Source organism: Nostoc sp. FACHB-280 (genome assembly GCF_014697615.1).
In the GTDB taxonomy this organism is placed as follows: Bacteria; Cyanobacteriota; Cyanobacteriia; order Cyanobacteriales; family Nostocaceae; genus Nostoc_B.
Window position 1 is genome coordinate 1 of sequence record NZ_JACJSD010000060.1, and the last position, 17094, is coordinate 17094.

The window sequence follows — 17094 nt, forward strand, 5'->3', positions numbered from 1 at the left end:
AACGGGTTCAATTGATATTAGCTCAATTATCTTCTGAATTAGTATCCTCTTTGACCAGTTATGATTTCATCCTTGAAGCTCTTTTCCATCAAGCTTTATTCTATGCAGGTTCATAGAGAATTGGTATTAATGCCAAAGCGATCGCGGGCTGCAAATAATACTTCGTTGCGTTGATCCCAAATCACAAAGGCAAATTCACCGCGTAAATGATGCAGGCATTGTGTACCATACTCATCATATAAATGTAGGGCAATTTCACTATCACAATTAGTTTTTAGCTGATAACCGCGATGTTTTAAATCACGTTGTATCCGTTCAAAATCGTAAAACTCGTTATTAGCAATTAGATGCAGACTACCATCTTGATTACTCATTGGCTGTTCACCGCCGATGAGGTCGATAATACTCAGTCTTCTATGTCCTAAAGCAACTCGTTTATTGGGCGAAATCCAAAATTTCTGCCCGTCTGGCCCTCGATGTTTTAAGCAATCCATCCCCAATTGCAAAGATGATTCCGAAATGGGCGTTTTTGCTGAAAACAATGCTACTATGCCACACATAAATTTCTGCTATTTCTATCTGGATATTCATCACAATATCTACCAGCAAAGAAATAACATCCGTCTTGTGGAGAGTGATATAGTGTTTTGTGAAATACTAATATTTAAAAGTAGAGTGCGTTGGTTAAACAAAGACTAGATACATTATTAGTAGAGTTAAATTTATGTGCTTCTCGTGCTTTAGCACAAAGATTAATTCAAGCGGGGGAAGTGACTGTTAATCAGCAGATAATTGATAAACCAGGGACAGAAGTAGATATAGCGGCGCAAATCAAAATCAAAGAGCGATCGCGCTTTGTGTCTCGTGGCGGCGATAAACTAGCAAAAGCTTTGGAATTATTCGCCATTCCCATCGCTGGAAGAATTTGTTTAGATGGTGGAATTTCTACAGGTGGCTTTACTGACTGTCTCCTGCAAGCTGGAGCCAGCTTAGTTTATGGTATTGATGTTGGTTATGGCCAAGTTGATTGGCGGTTGCGAAATGACTCGCGGGTGATTTTGCGAGAACGGACAAATCTACGCCAATTACAGCCCCAACAATTGTATGCTGAAGGCGATCGCATTCCCAATTTGGCGGTGGTAGATGTATCGTTTATTTCCTTAACCAAGATTTTGCCTGCACTGTGGCAATTAACTCAAGCCCCCCGTGAAGCGGTTTTGTTAGTCAAGCCACAATTTGAGGTGGGAAAATCTCGTGTTGGCAAAAAAGGTGTAGTACGCGATTCTGAAGACCAAGCTGATGCGATTTTTCAGGTATTACAAGCCGCAGATCAATTAGGCTGGAAATACAAAGGCTTAACTTGGTCGCCCATTACAGGCCCGGCTGGGAATGTGGAATATCTCTTATGGTTAGGGATGGAAAGTGAAACACCACCGCCAAATTTGGAGCTAATTAAGCAATTGACGAAATCAGCAATGGCTGATTTACGGCAGAATTAAACATCGTAAATGAGACATTCTAAAGCTTCTGGGTGCAGATCACAGAAGCTTTCTAGAGAAGTTTTACGGTGTTTTGCTTGTTGTTGATGGGCTTTTTCAGCTTGTAATTCTTCAACGATATCCCAAGCTACAGCACAGTTAGGAGAGCCATCGCCATTCATTTCACAAGCTGAACGAGCTTCGGCGATCGCTTCTAAAATCGCTTGCTCGATGGTTTTAGAGACATTTTGCTCAGATTGCTGTACGGTATCGAATCTGTCGTAGGTTGCTGTCATGATAAATCTACCTTTGTTTACTGAGATAGAGTGTGCGCTGCTGAGAAATACAGGAGCCAATACTTTCAGTTTAGATAAGCTTAAAAAAGATTGCTGTGGTGAACACCCTCTTTTAATAAACTAAATTGATTGGGTTTTCCCTCTTGTTATTTTTGATGCAAAAAGGTAATAAGTCTCTTCACCCTTTTATGGTGCATTGTAAATTAGGAATCTAGCGCAATTATCAGCAGAATTTGATACAAGTTGATGAAGGCTGATGAATAGCAACAATTGGGTCAATAATTCTTTGAAATTCTCAATACTTCAACCCTAATTCTTGTTGTAAGCGATACAGAATTGTATTTTGGTCAACTTGCGAAAGAATTTCTTGAATCACAGTACTTGCGCCTAATTGTCCCCAAGTGCAGCCTTTTTCGAGATAAATTTGGGCGGCTTTACCAACAGCGTAAGCACCATAACCAGCAATTCCCGCTTGAGCGATCGCACTGCCAGCAAAACTAGTAATATTGACTGGATTATCACCACTAGCGATCGCCGCAGTACTTTTACCTAATCCTAATACAAAACTACTGCCTAATTCTCCTAGCAACAAACCGCCAGAACTCATTAAAATCGTTTTGAGAATTTTCCCCGCTTCATAGCTAGTCATCGGTAAACCATACAACCTGGCCAAAGCCCGAATTAAAGCTAAATCAGCAACAGTTCCGCCGAGAATATCTAAAACTGCGATCGGATTTAAGGCTACAGCTAACGCTTTATATTTAGTAAATTGCCAGATAATTTCTTCTGCTTCTTTTTCACGTAAATCTAGAGTTTTTTGCGCGATTTTTGCTTCCGCTTCCCTGGCTTGAACGAGTGCATTTAACGCTAGAAGTGACCTACCTTCACGATTGAGAATCTTGAGTAATGTTTGCTGGAGTTCGGTAATTTGCGGTGGTAGAGTTTCCCATTCATAACTCACACGCCCATCAGTCCATTCCACCCGCACTTCCATTGGTGCAGGTTCCGCCGCCACCATGACAATTTCATCAGGTAATAAAGGCGGCGCTTGGGGATTTCCTGCGCCCAGTTGTTGTAAATTGCGATAAATTGCGCCTCTGTCTGTATCTGGGTAAAGGTCAATTTTGTTAAACACCAAAATCAACGGTTTTTGCGCCTGACGTAAATCTAGTAACGCTTGATATTCTGTCCGTGTAATATCACCAGAGACAACAAATAAAATTAAATCTGCCTGACGCGCCACTTCCCGCGCCATTTTCGCCCGTGCTTCCCCCGCAATTTCATCTAACCCTGGTGTATCAATTAATTCGACAATAATTTTACCGCCTGGTGGTTGCCATCGCACAGACCGCGGCCATTGAGTCACCCCGTTTAAAGGCCCAGTTTGCAGAATCTTCTCTCCTAGCAAAGCATTTAAGACTGCGGATTTTCCCCGACTCACCAAACCAAACACCGCAATTTTAATTAAATTCGCGTCTAGTTTACTGAGTGTGGCATTTAAAGCGTCTAATTCTGGCTTGACCAAACCTGCCAATTCTGGGTTAGATGATAACTGCCCTGACTTACGAAGATATCCATACCAAGATAATGCTTGTCGGAGACTAGCACGGGCGCGGTTTAAATGAGTTTCTTCCAGGTTATTACGCACAGCGTTTGCTTGACTTAAAGGTGAAAATAATATGTTTACAGATCAAGGCAGAAGGCAAAAGGGTTGCGAAAATAATTCTTTCCAATACTAAAAAGGTTTCAGGATTGATGAATAACTAATGTATATTTTGAGACGCACAGTGGAAGAAATACAGTGTCATTACCAAGTCCCGTGAAGTTAAGTAAGTCTGTATGAAAACATGAACTCAAGTTGGGCAAGGTAAACAATGCTACAATCCTTTTGCTTACTGCCTCCTGCCTCGTTAACAAGAATTCATTATTTCCGTTTTCTTTCATAGATATACCTTAGCGTATAAATTTTCAGCAAAAATTGCATACAGACCAAAATTTACAGCTAGAAATTGGGGAAATATAAACTCCACGCAAATTGTAAATGTATTTTTGGTAGAAAGGTTTTGTCATGTACAACCTCAATCAATTCACACTCAGAAATATGTCTGAATGTGGTTTAGCGTTACGCCAGCTAGGGCAGAATGTGACAACGATGGAAGAAGCTGGTAAGCGGATGATTAATTATTTATATGAAAGCTTAGTTGATGACAAAACCCAAAATCAATCTTGCGCTTTGATTAGATTATTCAAAACCCATTCTTATGGTGATTTGACTCCAAAACTACAAGCATCGGCTCGTGAATTGTTGGGTGATGGTGAGATTTTACCTGATTTGAAGTGTTTAACTTTGTTGGCAACGGTTGGTGAGCAGCCAGAATGGAATTCTCGTTATGAATCCCGTGGACACCAAGCAATTCCCTTGGCGAATGAAAATGCGATCGCAAATATTCCAATGGTTTCACAGCTAATTCAGCAACTAGGACTCGATCCAGGTACAGTCATCAAGCCTGATCCGTCGTTGATGGTTGATATAGAACAGCAGATGTACAACGTCTTTCACATTCCTGATGCGCTCGGTAGTCCTTATATTCCCGCACAACATGAATTTGTGATTCCCTTCAACATTAAATCAGTGGCGGGCTTTGGTGGCATTTTGCCTTCAGGAAATATGTTTGTGGTGATGATGTTTCTAAAAGTGGCAATTTCCAGTGCAACTGTAGATTTGCTGCGTCCCTTAGCATTAAGTGTGAAAACTGCACTACTACCCTTTGATGATGGTAAAACCTTTGTAGATTCTTTACCAGTCACCTCTGTGGGCGATCGCAAAATTGAACAGTTAAATTCTCAAATTGCTACCCTCACACAGTTATTAGATGTTTCTGAGCAAGTTACATTCATTCAGTCAGACCGCCTGGAACAAGCAATTACAGACTTACAACAAGCCCTCACTCAACTGCAAACAACCCAAACTCAAATAGTTCAAAGCGAAAAAATGTCAGCATTGGGGCAGATGGTAGCCGGAATTGCCCATGAAATCAACAACCCAGTAAATTTTATTCATGGTAATCTCAGCCACCTTGATAGCTACATCCAAGATTTGGTGAACTTATTCCAAGACTATCAAACAGAATATCCCGACCCACCCGCTAACTTGCAAGCCAAACTCCAAGCAGCAGATTTACCTTTCCTCATCCAAGATTTAACCAGTATTCTCCAATCAATGCAGGTGGGAACTGAACGAATTCGCCAGATTGTGCTGTCTCTACGCAATTTTTCTCGTTTGGATGAAGCAGAAATCAAAGAAGTAGATATTCACGAAGGTCTTGATAGTACTTTGGTACTGTTAAGCCATCGTCTTAAAGCCCAAGGCAAACATCCGGAAATTCAGGTAATTAAGGACTATGGTATTGTGCCTTTAGTTGAGTGCCACGCTGGACAACTGAATCAAGTGTTTATGAATATTTTGGCAAACGCTATTGATGCCCTAGAAGAATCTAATAGAGGGCGATGTTTGTCAGAAATTCAGCAACACCCGAACCAAATTACCATTCGCACTTCTATGATTGATGCTAAATGGGTGCAAGTTGCGATCGCTGATAACGGAGTTGGGATTGCTGAATGTATTCGCGCTAAACTCTTCGATCCTTTTTTCACTACCAAACCTGTGGGTAAAGGCACAGGATTAGGTTTATCGATTAGCTATCAAATAATCACAGAAAAACTTGGTGGCAAAATTGTATGTCATTCCACCATCGGACAAGGAACCGAATTTATCATCCAAATTCCTGTACAACCAGAGGAATCAGAAGTCAGAAGTCGTGTGTAGGAATGGTTATACTATTGTTTCACAAATTCTCAATGATTACTCAATATCTCCCCCTTGTCTCCCTTATCTCCCTTGTCCCCCTTGTTCATATATCAAAATAAGTCTCATCATTTTTATTCTCTAGCAATCACAATATCGTTAGATTTAATCACCGCATAGGCTTCCTCTCCCGCAACTATACCCAACTCTTCAGCAGATGTTCTCGTAATCATTGAGGTTAGCTCTACTTTGTGAACAATTTCTAGTGTCACCTCACAATTAACAGCTCCAATGACAACTTTTTTCACCACACCCTTGAGAATATTACGGGAGCTAACTTTTAAAGCCTTTTTAGAACTACCAATTTCTACAGTAGGCATTTCCAAATTTTCCTGATTTACCTGTGTAGTTGGTGGCGAAGTTGGTATTGAGGCTCGTGATGCTTGGTGTTTATTAAGACCACGCACCAGTTCCCGCAGAATCTCGGTTTTGGTGCGTTGAGAGTCCTGGCAAAACTCTTCGAGAATTTTCCGTTCCTCTTCCGATGTTTGAAATGTGATCCATCCTTGTTCTTTTCTTGGCATAATGTTACCAATTCAGTTGGTAAAGACTGGAATGACGCTCGGTATGATCCTACCAAGCGCCATTAAATTGCAGAAGAATCTATTGCTACACCATCTTATCTATGAAAAGAAGACAAATTGTTTCCTTTCTTGGCACAGCACTAGCTAGTTTGTTACTTGCTGTTTGTTCAACATTTATTGTACCTTCTGTTGTCACGGCACAGTCGAACGTTACTTTACTTGTTTCTGCTGCTGCTAGTTTAAAAGAAGCACTGGAAGAAATTAAACCGATTTATCAACAAAGTAAACCCAATGTCAATATAAATTATAACTTTGGGGCTTCTGGGGCCTTGCAACAACAAATTGAGCAAGGCGCACCAGCAGATATTTTTATTTCTGCTGGGAAAAGGCAAGTAGATGCTTTAGAACAAAAAGGGCTGTTGCTCGCTGGTACACGCTCGGTTTTGGCAAAAAACCGCCTTGTACTAGTTGTACCCAAAAATGTTACAGGCATTACCAGCCTTTACAATCTGAAGGAATCGAAAATCAAGCGCATCGCTATTGGTGAACCTAGAAGTGTTCCGGCGGGTCAATATGCACAGCAAGTTTTACAAAAGCTAAAAATTTGGTCGCAAGTAACTTCTAAACTGGTTTATGCCAATAACGTACGTCAAGTTTTGGCGGCTGTCGAAAGTGGTAATGCTGATGCAGGGTTAGTATATGCTACCGATGCTAGAATTTCTGACAAGGTAAAAGTAGTGGTGGCGGCTGATGAGAAATACCACTCTCCGATAGTTTATCCAATGGCGGTGGTTAAACGGACTAAGAATGCTAATGCCGCCAAGGAATTTAGCCAATTTTTAGCCAGCAATCAAGCTAAGGCGGTACTCAAAAAATACGGTTTTATTCTGCCTTAATACAGGGAGTAGGGTGAAGGGGTGAAAGGTGTAGGTGTTCAAAACCCTTACACCCATTCTTCACAGACAACCTTTGTGAGTAAGTCCTGGTAATAATAAAGGCAGGTGTTACTTCGGTTTGGTTATGTACTTAACTTGGTTAGACAACAATAGTTGGTTAATTGAAATGAGTGGTCAACGGATATTGGTTGATCCTTGGCTGGTTGGTGACTTAAGTTTTGGCTTAGATTGGCTGTTTAAAGGTTCTCTCACACAAGAACGCTTAATTTCAGAGCAGATTGATTTAATATTGTTGTCTCAAGGTTTGCCAGACCATGCACATTTGCCGACTTTAAAGCAACTTGATCATACAATTCCGGTGGTGGCTTCGCCTAACGCGACCAAAGTGGTTCAAGATTTGGGTTACACTTGTGTCACTTGTCTGGGACATGGTGAAACTTTTACTTTTAATGAGCAACTAGAAATTCGGGCTTTACCTGGTTCTCCGATTGGCCCGACTTTGATAGAAAACAGTTATTTGTTAAAAGAATTAGCTACTGATTTCACACTCTATTATGAGCCGCATGGCTATCACTCGCCACAGTTAAAACAATTTGCTCCGGTGGATGTGCTAATTACGCCAACGGTTGATTTGACATTGCCTTTAGTCGGCGCAATTATTCGCGGCACAAACAGTGCTTTGGAAGTGGCTAAATGGCTGGAACCACAATTTATCCTACCTACAGCAGCAAAGGCAGATACAACCTATGAGGGGTTGATGGTGAACTTTTTAAAGGCTGTGGGGACAGCTGAAGATTTGCGGACTTCTTTCCAGCAGAATAATCTTACCACCCAGGTGTTAGAACCTAAACCCGGCGATCGCCTGGAATTGAACTTACAAAAGCGCGTTTTAACTTATTAATTTTAGTGCAAGCGATCGCGTAAAAAAATTATAAATAGAGCGATCGCTAATTTTCTCCAAGTAATCTAAAAACACATCACAGAAAAATCTGTAAACTTGCTAAATTTTTATTCGTCTTTTGCGGAATCAGAATAATCTGACTGTAGTTACCCTTTACAAGTTATTTACTCAGTTATTCAAGCCATAAATCAACTAGTTAATTGAATCCGGAACCATAAGTTTTTAATTATAAAACCCAGATATTAATACTACTAAATCTATCACCCAACTATTACAACGAATCGAGAGATGAGCTTATGAAAATCTCAACTGCTACAACTTCTTTTTTTACCGTCGCTTCAGTAATTCTATCGGCTGGAATTGCCTCGGCTCAAGCGAATAGTGAAAAAATCTCACATAACGCTAATGTTGCAAATACAACACATGGGCGAGTAATCACCACATCTGTTAACTCTTATATGTCCCCCAGTAATATTGCTAATTCTCATGTTATGCAACCGTTTAGTTTGGTTTATTTTGCTTATCAAGGTAATTTAGCATCACAAGGCATTCCCAGTGGTAAGACTTTAATATTGCAACACCAAAGAGGTTCTGTTAAAGCAGAAGATGTAGTAAAAGCTGCCGTTAATGCCAAAAGAATCCCCAATCAATTTTTGTACAATCCCAATTATCTCAGTGAGGTTGATGTCCAACTAACATCCTTAGAAAAAACTTTTGCTCATTAATACATAGCCAAGATGAAATAAATTTCACAAGCTTTGTATGAAAGAGAGGCTAGAGGCTAGTATTTTTTATTCTATGAAAATTAATTTTTGCTGATATCCTTAACTTCGTTTATAAGTTAGGGATTTTGTTATTTATAAACATTAGATAGCAATAGAATTTTAACTCTGTAACATATCACCTGCTGTATAATTTAGGCGGATAAAAGTTTATGATAGGTAGAATATTCGGTTTTGGTGGGGATCAGCCGCCAAAGGTAAGGGGGAAAGTTCGGTGCAAATCCGGCGCTGTCCCGCAACTGTGAAGGAAAGGTCAAAGGTTTAAAAGCCACTTTCCCAGTCAGAATGCCCGCCGAATTATAAAATTAAGTCCATTACATCTGCGAGGTACGGATGACTGCTGCCCATACTGCTATTACAAGTAATTCTGACAATATTTCCGCTCATACTCATACTTTATTTGTTTGCCAGACCTGTGCAAGTGTTTGGCAAGATGGTAAGCGTGTAGGTGAAAGTGGCGGTCAAAAACTCCTACACCAAATTCAGCAATTGGCGCAAGATTGGGATTTGCGTAATGAATTTCCGATCCAAGCTGTTGAATGTATGAGTGCTTGTAACCGTTCTTGCGTTGTTGCTTTTGCTGCTAAAGGCAAGTTAACTTATCTATTTGGTGATTTAGATGTTGATAGCAGTGCGGCTGCTGTTTTGGAATGTGCCGAGCAGTACTACACTAAAGTTGATGGAGTGTTGCCTTGGTCAGAACGACCAGAACAGTTGAAACGCGGTATATTAGCCAAAATTCCACCCTTGTAAATAAAGTGCTGAGTGCTGAGAATAAACGTGTTTTAATTTTGGGTGGAACCACAGAAGCAGCAGAACTAGGTGCGAGAGTTGCAACTATCAATGGGATTGAAGCGATCGCATCTTTAGCTGGTCGCACCCGTGAACCCTCGCTTCCATCTGGAAATGTGCGGATTGGTGGTTTTGGTGGCGTGGATGGACTGGTAGAATATCTGCGTCAAATGAAAGTTGATGTGTTAATTGATGCTACCCATCCCTTCGCCAATCAAATATCTTACAATGCGGCGGCGGCGACTAATGAAGTCGGGATACCCAGACTAATGTTAATTCGTCCCGCGTGGGAGAAAACAACAAGCGATCGCTGGATTGAAGTAGAGAGTAATGCAGCCGCCGCCGATATGTTGCCAAACCAAGCCAAACGAGTATTTTTAACAGTTGGCAGACAAGAACTCAGCACCTTTGCCCATCTTCAAGATATCTGGTTTCTGATGCGGATGATTGACCCGCCTGGAAAAGATGCTTTAGTACCACCAGGAATAATATTGTGCGATCGCGGCCCTTTTATCCTAGAAAATGAACGAAAAATTCTGGTTCAGCACAACATTGATACCATTGTGAGTAAAAATAGTGGTGGTAATGCAACTTACGCTAAAATTATTGCCGCGCGAGAACTAGGCGTACAGGTTGTTATGGTCAAGCGTCCCTCAGTTCCAATTGGAGAAAAAGTTGCAGATGTTGATAGTGCAGTGACTTGGTTATTAGGTAAATTAGAAAGTCAGAGTATAGGTTAAAATATTTCAGTTAAGGCTAAAAATTTCAGTCACTATCATCAATATTTTGTTGTTGGACTGCGAGATCCCCGACTTCTTCAAGAAGTCGGGGATCTAATAAATCCCATAACATATCATCTACTATATATACTTTTTAAGTAAACAAATGATTCAAAATACTCCTATATCAACTATAGATAGTGATATTGCACCAGCAGCTACAGAAGAATTTCTCCATCTTGAAAAAGCCCAACGTATGGCAGAATTCTTTAGCTTTTTAGGTGATGCTAATCGGTTAAGAATTCTTTCTTTTTTGGCGCAAAAAGAATTGTGTGTGAGTGATTTAGCGACATTATTAGAGATGAGTGAGTCTGCTGTTTCACATCAACTTAGAAACTTACGTGCAATGCGCTTAGTTAACTATCGTAAGCAAGGCCGCAATGTATTTTATCGCCTTCATGATAATCATATTCTGCATCTTTATCAGGTAGTAGCTGAACACCTTGATGAACCGGAATAAAGAAGTCAGAAGGCAGGAGTCAGGGTTTATTAGAAGATAAGTAAAATGTAATAATTCATAATTCAGACTACTTCAGGACTTACGCAGAATCATGAAAAAACGTAGACGCGCAAGCGGCTTCCCGAAGGGTACCGCAAAGGGCGCATAGACGCGATAGCGGCTTCCCGCAGGGTAGGACACGAAGTTAAGAGGATTCGAGAGGGTTTTTGCATAAGTTATATACTTATCAAGAGACAAAATTAAATGTAATGAGAATCAGAAAAACCGCATCATATCCACAATTTTTCCTTCTGCCTCATGCCTCCTGTCTCCTGCCTTCTAGTTAATTATGATGATGGTGATAACGGCTAAAACCAGGGCCGTAAGTTGCTAACAAATTTTCCGGTGATAAGGCAAATTCTGGCTGACCAGTACAAACCACGGTTTGATTGAGGCAAAGCACGCGATCGCAATGGCGACTTACCATATCAATATCATGAGAAACTTGTAAAATAGTCCAGCCTTCTTCTTGCTTTAACTCATTAAGTAAAACATAAAAATCTGCTGCACCTTGCATATCAACCCCAGCAAAGGCTTCATCTAATACCAACAGTTTTCGCGGCATAACTAAACAATAAGCTAGTAATACTCGCTTTAGCTGACCACCGCTAAGAGTTCCGATTGATTGATTCCGTAGATGATAAACCCCAGTGCGTCGTAAAGCTGCTGTCACTGCTGCTATTTTTTCTCGGTTTTGTTGCCATAATCGAGAAAACAAAGTATGTTTTGTTTTGGCTTTTGGCTGTTGACTTTCTTGATGCCATCCCAAACCAATTAATTCACTTACAGAAATGGGAAAACTGCGATCAAAAATAAAATTTTGTGGCATGTATCCCAACCAGTGACGCAAATTTCCTAGTTTGGTAATAGGAGAACCAAAAATTTCTACACTGCCTGCATTCCGGGGTATTAAGTCTAAAATAGCTTTTACCAAAGTGCTTTTACCCGCACCATTTGGCCCCACTATAGCCGTATCTGTTCCTGGCAATAATTCAAATGAAACATCTCGAATCGCTAAATAACTGCCTTGATATACAGTTAATCCGTCTACTTTTAAAATAGGTAAGTTCATAAATTAAATTGGGCAAATAATTATAATATGGAATACTTAGCTTACTGACAGGCTGATTCTATAGTTTGCAAATTTAATCTCATTGCTTTGAAATAGTATTGCGGGTCTGTCTCACCTGTTTCTAAAGAATCTAGAGTTTGTAACTGTAATTTTAAATCTTGCGACAGACTTTTTAGCAATTTATTATCTACACCAGGTTCGCTAAACAAAGCTTTAACTTTGTATTTTTTAACTGTATTCACTACTGTTTGGACATCAGTAGGCGATAATTGATCTTCCGGAATTTCCACTACAGCAACTTGTTTGAGGTTATAGCGTTGCGCTAAATATGGATAAGCGTCGTGAAAAGTGATAAAAGTGCAGTTAGGCTTTTTTTGTAAAGCTTGCTGAAATTCACTATTTAACTTGTCTAATTCCTGAATATAAGCCGCCGCATTAGCTGTATAAACATCTTTATTTTTAGCATCCGCAGCAATTAATCCATCTCGAATATTCATTACCTGTTGCTTTGCTAAAACCGGATCTAACCAAACATGAGGATTTCCCTCTGCATGTTCGTGGTCATGGTCTTTTTCTCCTGATGTGGTAGTTTCTACCGGAGAAATTTCATTTAAGGGTTTAATACCTTTACTCGCATCAATTTCAACTAATTGCGGATTTTGAGCATTTTTAACTGTATTTTCCAGAAATTCTTCTAAGCCTAAACCATTTTTAACTAATATATTAGCTGTGGCGATCGCTTTCACATTATCTGGTGTTGCTTGATACTCATGCACCTCTGTACCAGGAGGCACTAAAATTTGCACATCAGCCGCATCACCAGCCACAGCCTTAGTCAATAAGTAAATCGGTAAAAATGTTGTAACAACCTTGGTTTTAGATGATATTTGAGAAGCCGCTTGTGCTTGCGGTGAAGTCTCGACGGTACTGGTTTGATTAGTATTTGCTTGGTTACAGCCGCTAAGACTCACTAGCAATGTAAGTAAAGAAATTAACGGCAAAATACCTCTGGTTGGTCTTTTATCAGTTTTAGTCATCGGTTTTCTCCCAGAACAGGAGACTTGCTTGCTGGTTATCACTACTGACAATGATACTTATTCTAAAATTCATATTATAATAATTATCATTCTCACGCAATCTATCCTAGGATATTTTTGTGTTGGCAGACACAGTAGATTTTTGTAAATTGTGTTTATCATTCCCCAGACAGATGACATTCTGTCAAAGATTAAATATTTATTGACTTTCTCTGTTAAAAGAGTTACTGAGTACTGATAATATTTTGAGAATACCTTTTAAAAGCGTGATGGAAATAGCACAGTTATAAGTGCTACAGACGGTATAGAAGTGTGAGGGAAAATGCAGAAACCATTGTCTTATTTACTGCTAATTTCAGCAGTTAGCAGCAGCATAATATCAATCAGTAATACTACTTTTGCGGGAGAAATATCGACCACATCAGAAGATAAAAATCAGCCATTATTTGTTAATAGTTCCGAAAAACCACTTGAGAATTTACATCAAGAACAGACAATGGCACAAGTTACCTCTGTGTCGCAATTGTCGGATGTACAACCTACAGATTGGGCATTTCAAGCATTGCAATCACTGGTAGAGCGTTATGGTTGTATTGCAGGTTATCCAAATAGTACTTATCGTGGTAATCGCGCACTCACACGCTATGAGTTTGCGGCGGGTTTAAATGCTTGTTTAGATAGAGTTAACGAACTACTGGCTACCGCCACAGCTGATTTAGTCACAAAAGAAGATTTAGCCAAATTACAGAAACTCCAAGAAGAATTTGCGGCAGAACTAGCGACATTACGGGGTCGTGTAGATGCACTAGAAGCACGTACCTCTGAGTTAGAAGCAAATCAGTTTTCCACCACAACCAAACTTAGTGGGACTGCGATTTTTGCACCAGTCAGTTTTTTTGCAGGCGATCGCGCCAACGGTGAGAAACTTGATAGAAACACTGCTTTTGGCGATAGAATCCGACTGGATTTCAACACCAGTTTTACTGGTAAAGACTTGTTAAGAACCCGCCTACAAGCCACCAACTTAAATGCTGTATCTGCTTCCACCTTGACACCAGAAGGTGATTTGCGCTTTACAAACAATGACACCTTCAGTTCGGGAAATAATAATAGTGTGGAAATAGACGCACTGTTGTATAGCTTCCCTCTAGGCGACAAAACCACCGTCATCTTAGAAGCTAACGCTGGTGCGGCTGATGACTTTACCAACACCGTAAACCCATTTTTTGACGGTGATGGTGATTTTGGTGCATTGTCTGTATTTGGTACACGCAACCCGATATATTATCCCGTTGATGGTGCGGGAATTGGTCTGAGACACCAATTTAATGACCAAATAGAATTAAGTTTAGGTTATTTAGCTGGTAGTCCTGACGATCCCACCTCTGGAAATGGTTTATTTAACGGCGCGTATGGTGCGATCGGACAGTTAACAGTCCAACCGACTAAAGGTTTGACCCTCGGCTTTACCTACGTTAATTCCTATAATGCAGACTTGGGTGCTGGTAGTAACCGTGCTAACTTACGTACTGCCTTGGCAAGTAATCCAGCTTTCATTGATGCTTTAGGTGAAGAAATAGATTTGCCGATTTCCAGTAATTCCTACGGTTTTCAAGCATCTTTCCAACTTAGTCCAAAGTTTGTGATTGGTGGTTGGGTTGGTTATACCAATACACGTACCCTAGCAGCAGTTGACACCAATCTTGGCACTATTCCTCGCGGTGAACTAGACATTTGGAACTATGCTGTTACCCTCGCCTTCCCAGATTTGGGTAAAGAAGGCAGTGTTGGCGGCATTATTGTAGGGATGGAACCAAAAGTCACAGGTGCTAGTAGTGGGTTGAGAGATGCTGTTGGTACAGATCGTGATACTTCACTGCATATTGAAGGCTTCTATCAATACAAACTCAGCGAGAATATCAGCATTACACCTGGAGTGATTTGGTTAACTGCACCAGACCATAACAGCAACAACGATGATATTGTGATTGGCACAATCCGAACCACATTCACTTTCTAAATCGTCAAACTTTAAGCGTGACTAAAGTCATACAATAAATGGTGACTTTAGTCTGATTTATTTGATGATGGAAGATTCAATAATAATAGAAGGCTAATAAGTCAGCTAAAAGCTATTACTACTAAATCTGGGAGTTTAGTAGATACTTCATAGCTCAGGGAAAGTGATAACTTTCCCTTTTTTTATGAGTTCACAAACATAAAGACTGCACATGCAAATCTTTGAGGGTGATTGTGAAATTATGCTGCTCTTGTGTAGCAATAAATGAAACGATCGCTTCACAAGTCACTGCCACAGTTAACATCACCAAGTTTCGTGCCAGTGGATAGTCACAGATATCATCATTCACGTCGGAAGGTACGCGATAAACGTCATTCCAAATGATTTCTGCATAATCAGCAGCTAACCCAGCATGAATACAAGGAATGCTAAATTGATCAGCATAATCTTTCACCGCTTGGCGTGACACACTGTTGTCAAAAACATCAACAATTAGCTGACTATCTTTAAGTAATTGATGGGTATTTTCTGATGTCAATTCTTTAGTTTTAGCATCAACTTTCGTACCAACTGCCCGATATAAATTATTAGCCAAAATTTTCACTTTGAATGCACCAACATCAGCACGGTAGTAAGGTTGAGTGGAAAGATTATGTTCCTCAATGCGATCGCAATCAATCACCGTCAGTTTATCAAAACCAGACCGAGCCAAATTTTCCGCAATGTTAGCGCCTAATGCACCTGCGCCACAAATTGTTACAGGATAATTTTTCAACTTTGCCATAACAGCATTGCTGCGGTAAAGCTGTTCGTGAAAAAATATGCTCATTATTGCTTTGCTCCAAGTTAAAAGTAAAAAATGAAAAGGCAAAAGTAATAAGTAAAAATAAATATGAATCACTAAAATTATTCTCTTTTTACTTTTAACTTTTTACTTTTGACTTATGATTGTTGTTCCATAACAGCGACTAAAGATTGCAAATCAAAATCGCGATCGCGTCCACTCAGACAAATACCAGAACTAATAACCGTCAAATCAGATTTTGCGATCGCACTACTGTGACGCACACCATCCGCAGTTGTCCAATCGACTGTCCAGTAATCACCACGATCATGAAATTGGTTTAATTCACCACCACCCATCTGCAAAGCTTTTTTCAATCGCTTTTCATCTTGTTTGGTTTGATCAAAACCCTCAATCCGCTTAGTTGCTAATTCATACACAGTGCGAATTTCTGGAGTCAAATCTTTAAACTGCAATTCCTCTACGGGAATCAGTCGCTTCACAGCAGATTGCAGAGTTTCCACAATTATCGGATCTGTACGGCGATCAATATCCTCAAACCAGCACGATTGTCCATTCCAACGAGCGATAATTTGCTCAAATACTTTAGCCTCAGTTACTAAATGTACTGCGATCGGCTTTACTACCTGTAACCGTTGACGCACATCTACTTCATTCACCGGATATGCTAACCAAGTTTTTCCCTGTAATTGATGTGCTAACCGCAACCTGATTTGAGGAAAATGTTGCAGATATTCTCCAATTTGGGGTAAGTCGGCTTCTTCAATAACCTTTGCTGTCTTTGTATCCACAGGCTGAAAAATACCCCAACCTTCAAATTTACTCGGCTTTGGTGTGAAGGTATAGACCATCCCCGCTACCTTTGTGCGAACTCGCCCACCTTTGACACAAGGCGCGAGAAATTCACTAGTAAATAACTCAGCTTCTGCACTAGCAATTTGGTTAATTAGCTTACGTATGTTAGTCATAAGTAGGTTTCAGATCCCCGACTTCTCAAAAGAAGTCGGGGATCTTAGTAATAAACAATAATTTTAAGATTGCTATATAGTCCCGCGTGCAAGTTGATAGAGCATTGCGTTTTCTCAGTTACTAGAGGGACTCCACTGGTGAGTTATTACACACTCTTTAAAAGATGGCTACTTTCAAGCCAACTTCCCAGGTTCTTCGCACTCCCCGTTCACAAACGCCCACTGCATTTGACAGTGTTACTTTTCCTCTCGTACTAGTATGTAGGCTCCAAGAGTCGGGTCACGCTGGATTTATAATACATTATACTACAAAAGTTCCCATAGATGGCAAGAAAGTTTTGTAGTATAGGCTAGTCATCTGAATATCAGTCATCCATATC

17 protein-coding genes and 1 riboswitch are annotated in these 17094 nt (G+C 40.2%); of the genes, 9 read left to right on the plus strand and 8 right to left on the minus strand.

Translation table 11 applies throughout. The features are described from left to right. Window positions 1-110: 110 nt before the first annotated feature. On the minus strand, window positions 111-560 hold the full coding sequence (locus H6G75_RS28850) for a hypothetical protein (protein ID WP_190983327.1): 450 nt from the start codon (window positions 558-560) through the stop codon (window positions 111-113). Between the two features lie 120 nt (window positions 561-680). On the opposite strand from H6G75_RS28850, the gene H6G75_RS28855 reads away from it, so the two are divergent. Next, entirely contained in the window at window positions 681-1499 is an 819-nt protein-coding gene (locus H6G75_RS28855; RefSeq protein WP_190983328.1) for a TlyA family RNA methyltransferase, read from the plus strand. On the opposite strand, the gene H6G75_RS28860 is transcribed toward H6G75_RS28855, so the two are convergent. Both H6G75_RS28860 and H6G75_RS28865 read right to left on the minus strand, forming a co-directional pair. Beyond that, complete coding sequence (locus H6G75_RS28860; RefSeq protein WP_190983329.1) at window positions 1496-1774, minus strand: Calvin cycle protein CP12; 279 nt, start codon at window positions 1772-1774, stop codon at window positions 1496-1498. The two genes, H6G75_RS28855 and H6G75_RS28860, sit on opposite strands and share 4 nt — an antisense overlap. A gap of 295 nt (window positions 1775-2069) precedes the next feature. After that, window positions 2070-3422, minus strand: coding sequence for a GTP-binding protein (locus H6G75_RS28865; protein WP_190983330.1), 1353 nt, complete (start codon window positions 3420-3422; stop codon window positions 2070-2072). A gap of 420 nt (window positions 3423-3842) precedes the next feature. Between H6G75_RS28865 and H6G75_RS28870 the strand changes: the two genes are divergently transcribed. Beyond that, window positions 3843-5600, plus strand: coding sequence for a sensor histidine kinase (locus H6G75_RS28870; RefSeq protein WP_190983331.1), 1758 nt, complete (start codon window positions 3843-3845; stop codon window positions 5598-5600). A 113-nt stretch (window positions 5601-5713) separates the two neighbouring features. Here the strand turns inward: H6G75_RS28870 and H6G75_RS28875 are convergent, their stop codons facing one another. After that, on the minus strand, window positions 5714-6163 hold the full coding sequence (locus H6G75_RS28875) for a molybdopterin-binding protein (protein ID WP_190983332.1): 450 nt from the start codon (window positions 6161-6163) through the stop codon (window positions 5714-5716). Window positions 6164-6264: 101 nt separating this feature from the next. Between H6G75_RS28875 and modA the strand changes: the two genes are divergently transcribed. The 6 genes from modA to H6G75_RS28905 all read left to right on the plus strand — a co-directional run bounded on the left by modA (window position 6265) and on the right by H6G75_RS28905 (window position 10773). Continuing rightward, entirely contained in the window at window positions 6265-7059 is a 795-nt protein-coding gene (gene modA, locus H6G75_RS28880; RefSeq protein ID WP_190983333.1) for a molybdate ABC transporter substrate-binding protein, read from the plus strand. 124 nt (window positions 7060-7183) lie between these two features. After that, the gene (locus tag H6G75_RS28885; protein WP_190983334.1) at window positions 7184-7960 is read left to right on the plus strand and encodes an MBL fold metallo-hydrolase; all 777 of its coding nucleotides are present in this window, start codon (window positions 7184-7186) and stop codon (window positions 7958-7960) included. A gap of 296 nt (window positions 7961-8256) precedes the next feature. Beyond that, on the plus strand, window positions 8257-8685 hold the full coding sequence (locus H6G75_RS28890) for a hypothetical protein (protein WP_190983335.1): 429 nt from the start codon (window positions 8257-8259) through the stop codon (window positions 8683-8685). Window positions 8686-8894: 209 nt separating this feature from the next. Continuing rightward, window positions 8895-9054: riboswitch (cobalamin riboswitch) on the plus strand. Between the two features lie 21 nt (window positions 9055-9075). After that, the gene (locus H6G75_RS28895; RefSeq protein WP_190983336.1) at window positions 9076-9495 is read left to right on the plus strand and encodes a DUF1636 domain-containing protein; all 420 of its coding nucleotides are present in this window, start codon (window positions 9076-9078) and stop codon (window positions 9493-9495) included. Window positions 9496-9500: 5 nt separating this feature from the next. Next, a complete protein-coding gene (locus H6G75_RS28900) occupies window positions 9501-10274 on the plus strand; it encodes a cobalt-precorrin-6A reductase (protein WP_190983337.1) in 774 nt (257 codons plus the stop codon). A gap of 235 nt (window positions 10275-10509) precedes the next feature. Further along, window positions 10510-10773: a helix-turn-helix transcriptional regulator gene (locus H6G75_RS28905; RefSeq protein WP_199338069.1), complete on the plus strand. Its 264-nt coding sequence runs from the start codon at window positions 10510-10512 to the stop codon at window positions 10771-10773. Between the two features lie 322 nt (window positions 10774-11095). Here the strand turns inward: H6G75_RS28905 and H6G75_RS28910 are convergent, their stop codons facing one another. Together H6G75_RS28910 and H6G75_RS28915 are read right to left on the minus strand one after the other, a co-directional pair. After that, complete coding sequence (locus H6G75_RS28910; RefSeq protein WP_190983338.1) at window positions 11096-11884, minus strand: metal ABC transporter ATP-binding protein; 789 nt, start codon at window positions 11882-11884, stop codon at window positions 11096-11098. Window positions 11885-11925: 41 nt separating this feature from the next. Then, window positions 11926-12921 (minus strand): metal ABC transporter substrate-binding protein, encoded by a 996-nt coding sequence (locus H6G75_RS28915; protein ID WP_190983339.1) that lies wholly within the window; start codon window positions 12919-12921, stop codon window positions 11926-11928. 322 nt (window positions 12922-13243) lie between these two features. Here H6G75_RS28915 and H6G75_RS28920 point away from each other — a divergent pair, with 322 nt between their 5' ends. Continuing rightward, on the plus strand, window positions 13244-14941 hold the full coding sequence (locus tag H6G75_RS28920; RefSeq protein WP_190983340.1) for an iron uptake porin: 1698 nt from the start codon (window positions 13244-13246) through the stop codon (window positions 14939-14941). Window positions 14942-15131: 190 nt separating this feature from the next. Here H6G75_RS28920 and H6G75_RS28925 read toward each other — a convergent pair whose 3' ends face one another. Further along, a complete protein-coding gene (locus tag H6G75_RS28925) occupies window positions 15132-15770 on the minus strand; it encodes a ThiF family adenylyltransferase (protein WP_190983341.1) in 639 nt (212 codons plus the stop codon). A 113-nt stretch (window positions 15771-15883) separates the two neighbouring features. After that, the gene (locus tag H6G75_RS28930) at window positions 15884-16714 is read right to left on the minus strand and encodes a hypothetical protein (RefSeq protein ID WP_190983342.1); all 831 of its coding nucleotides are present in this window, start codon (window positions 16712-16714) and stop codon (window positions 15884-15886) included. Window positions 16715-17094: the final 380 nt, after the last annotated feature.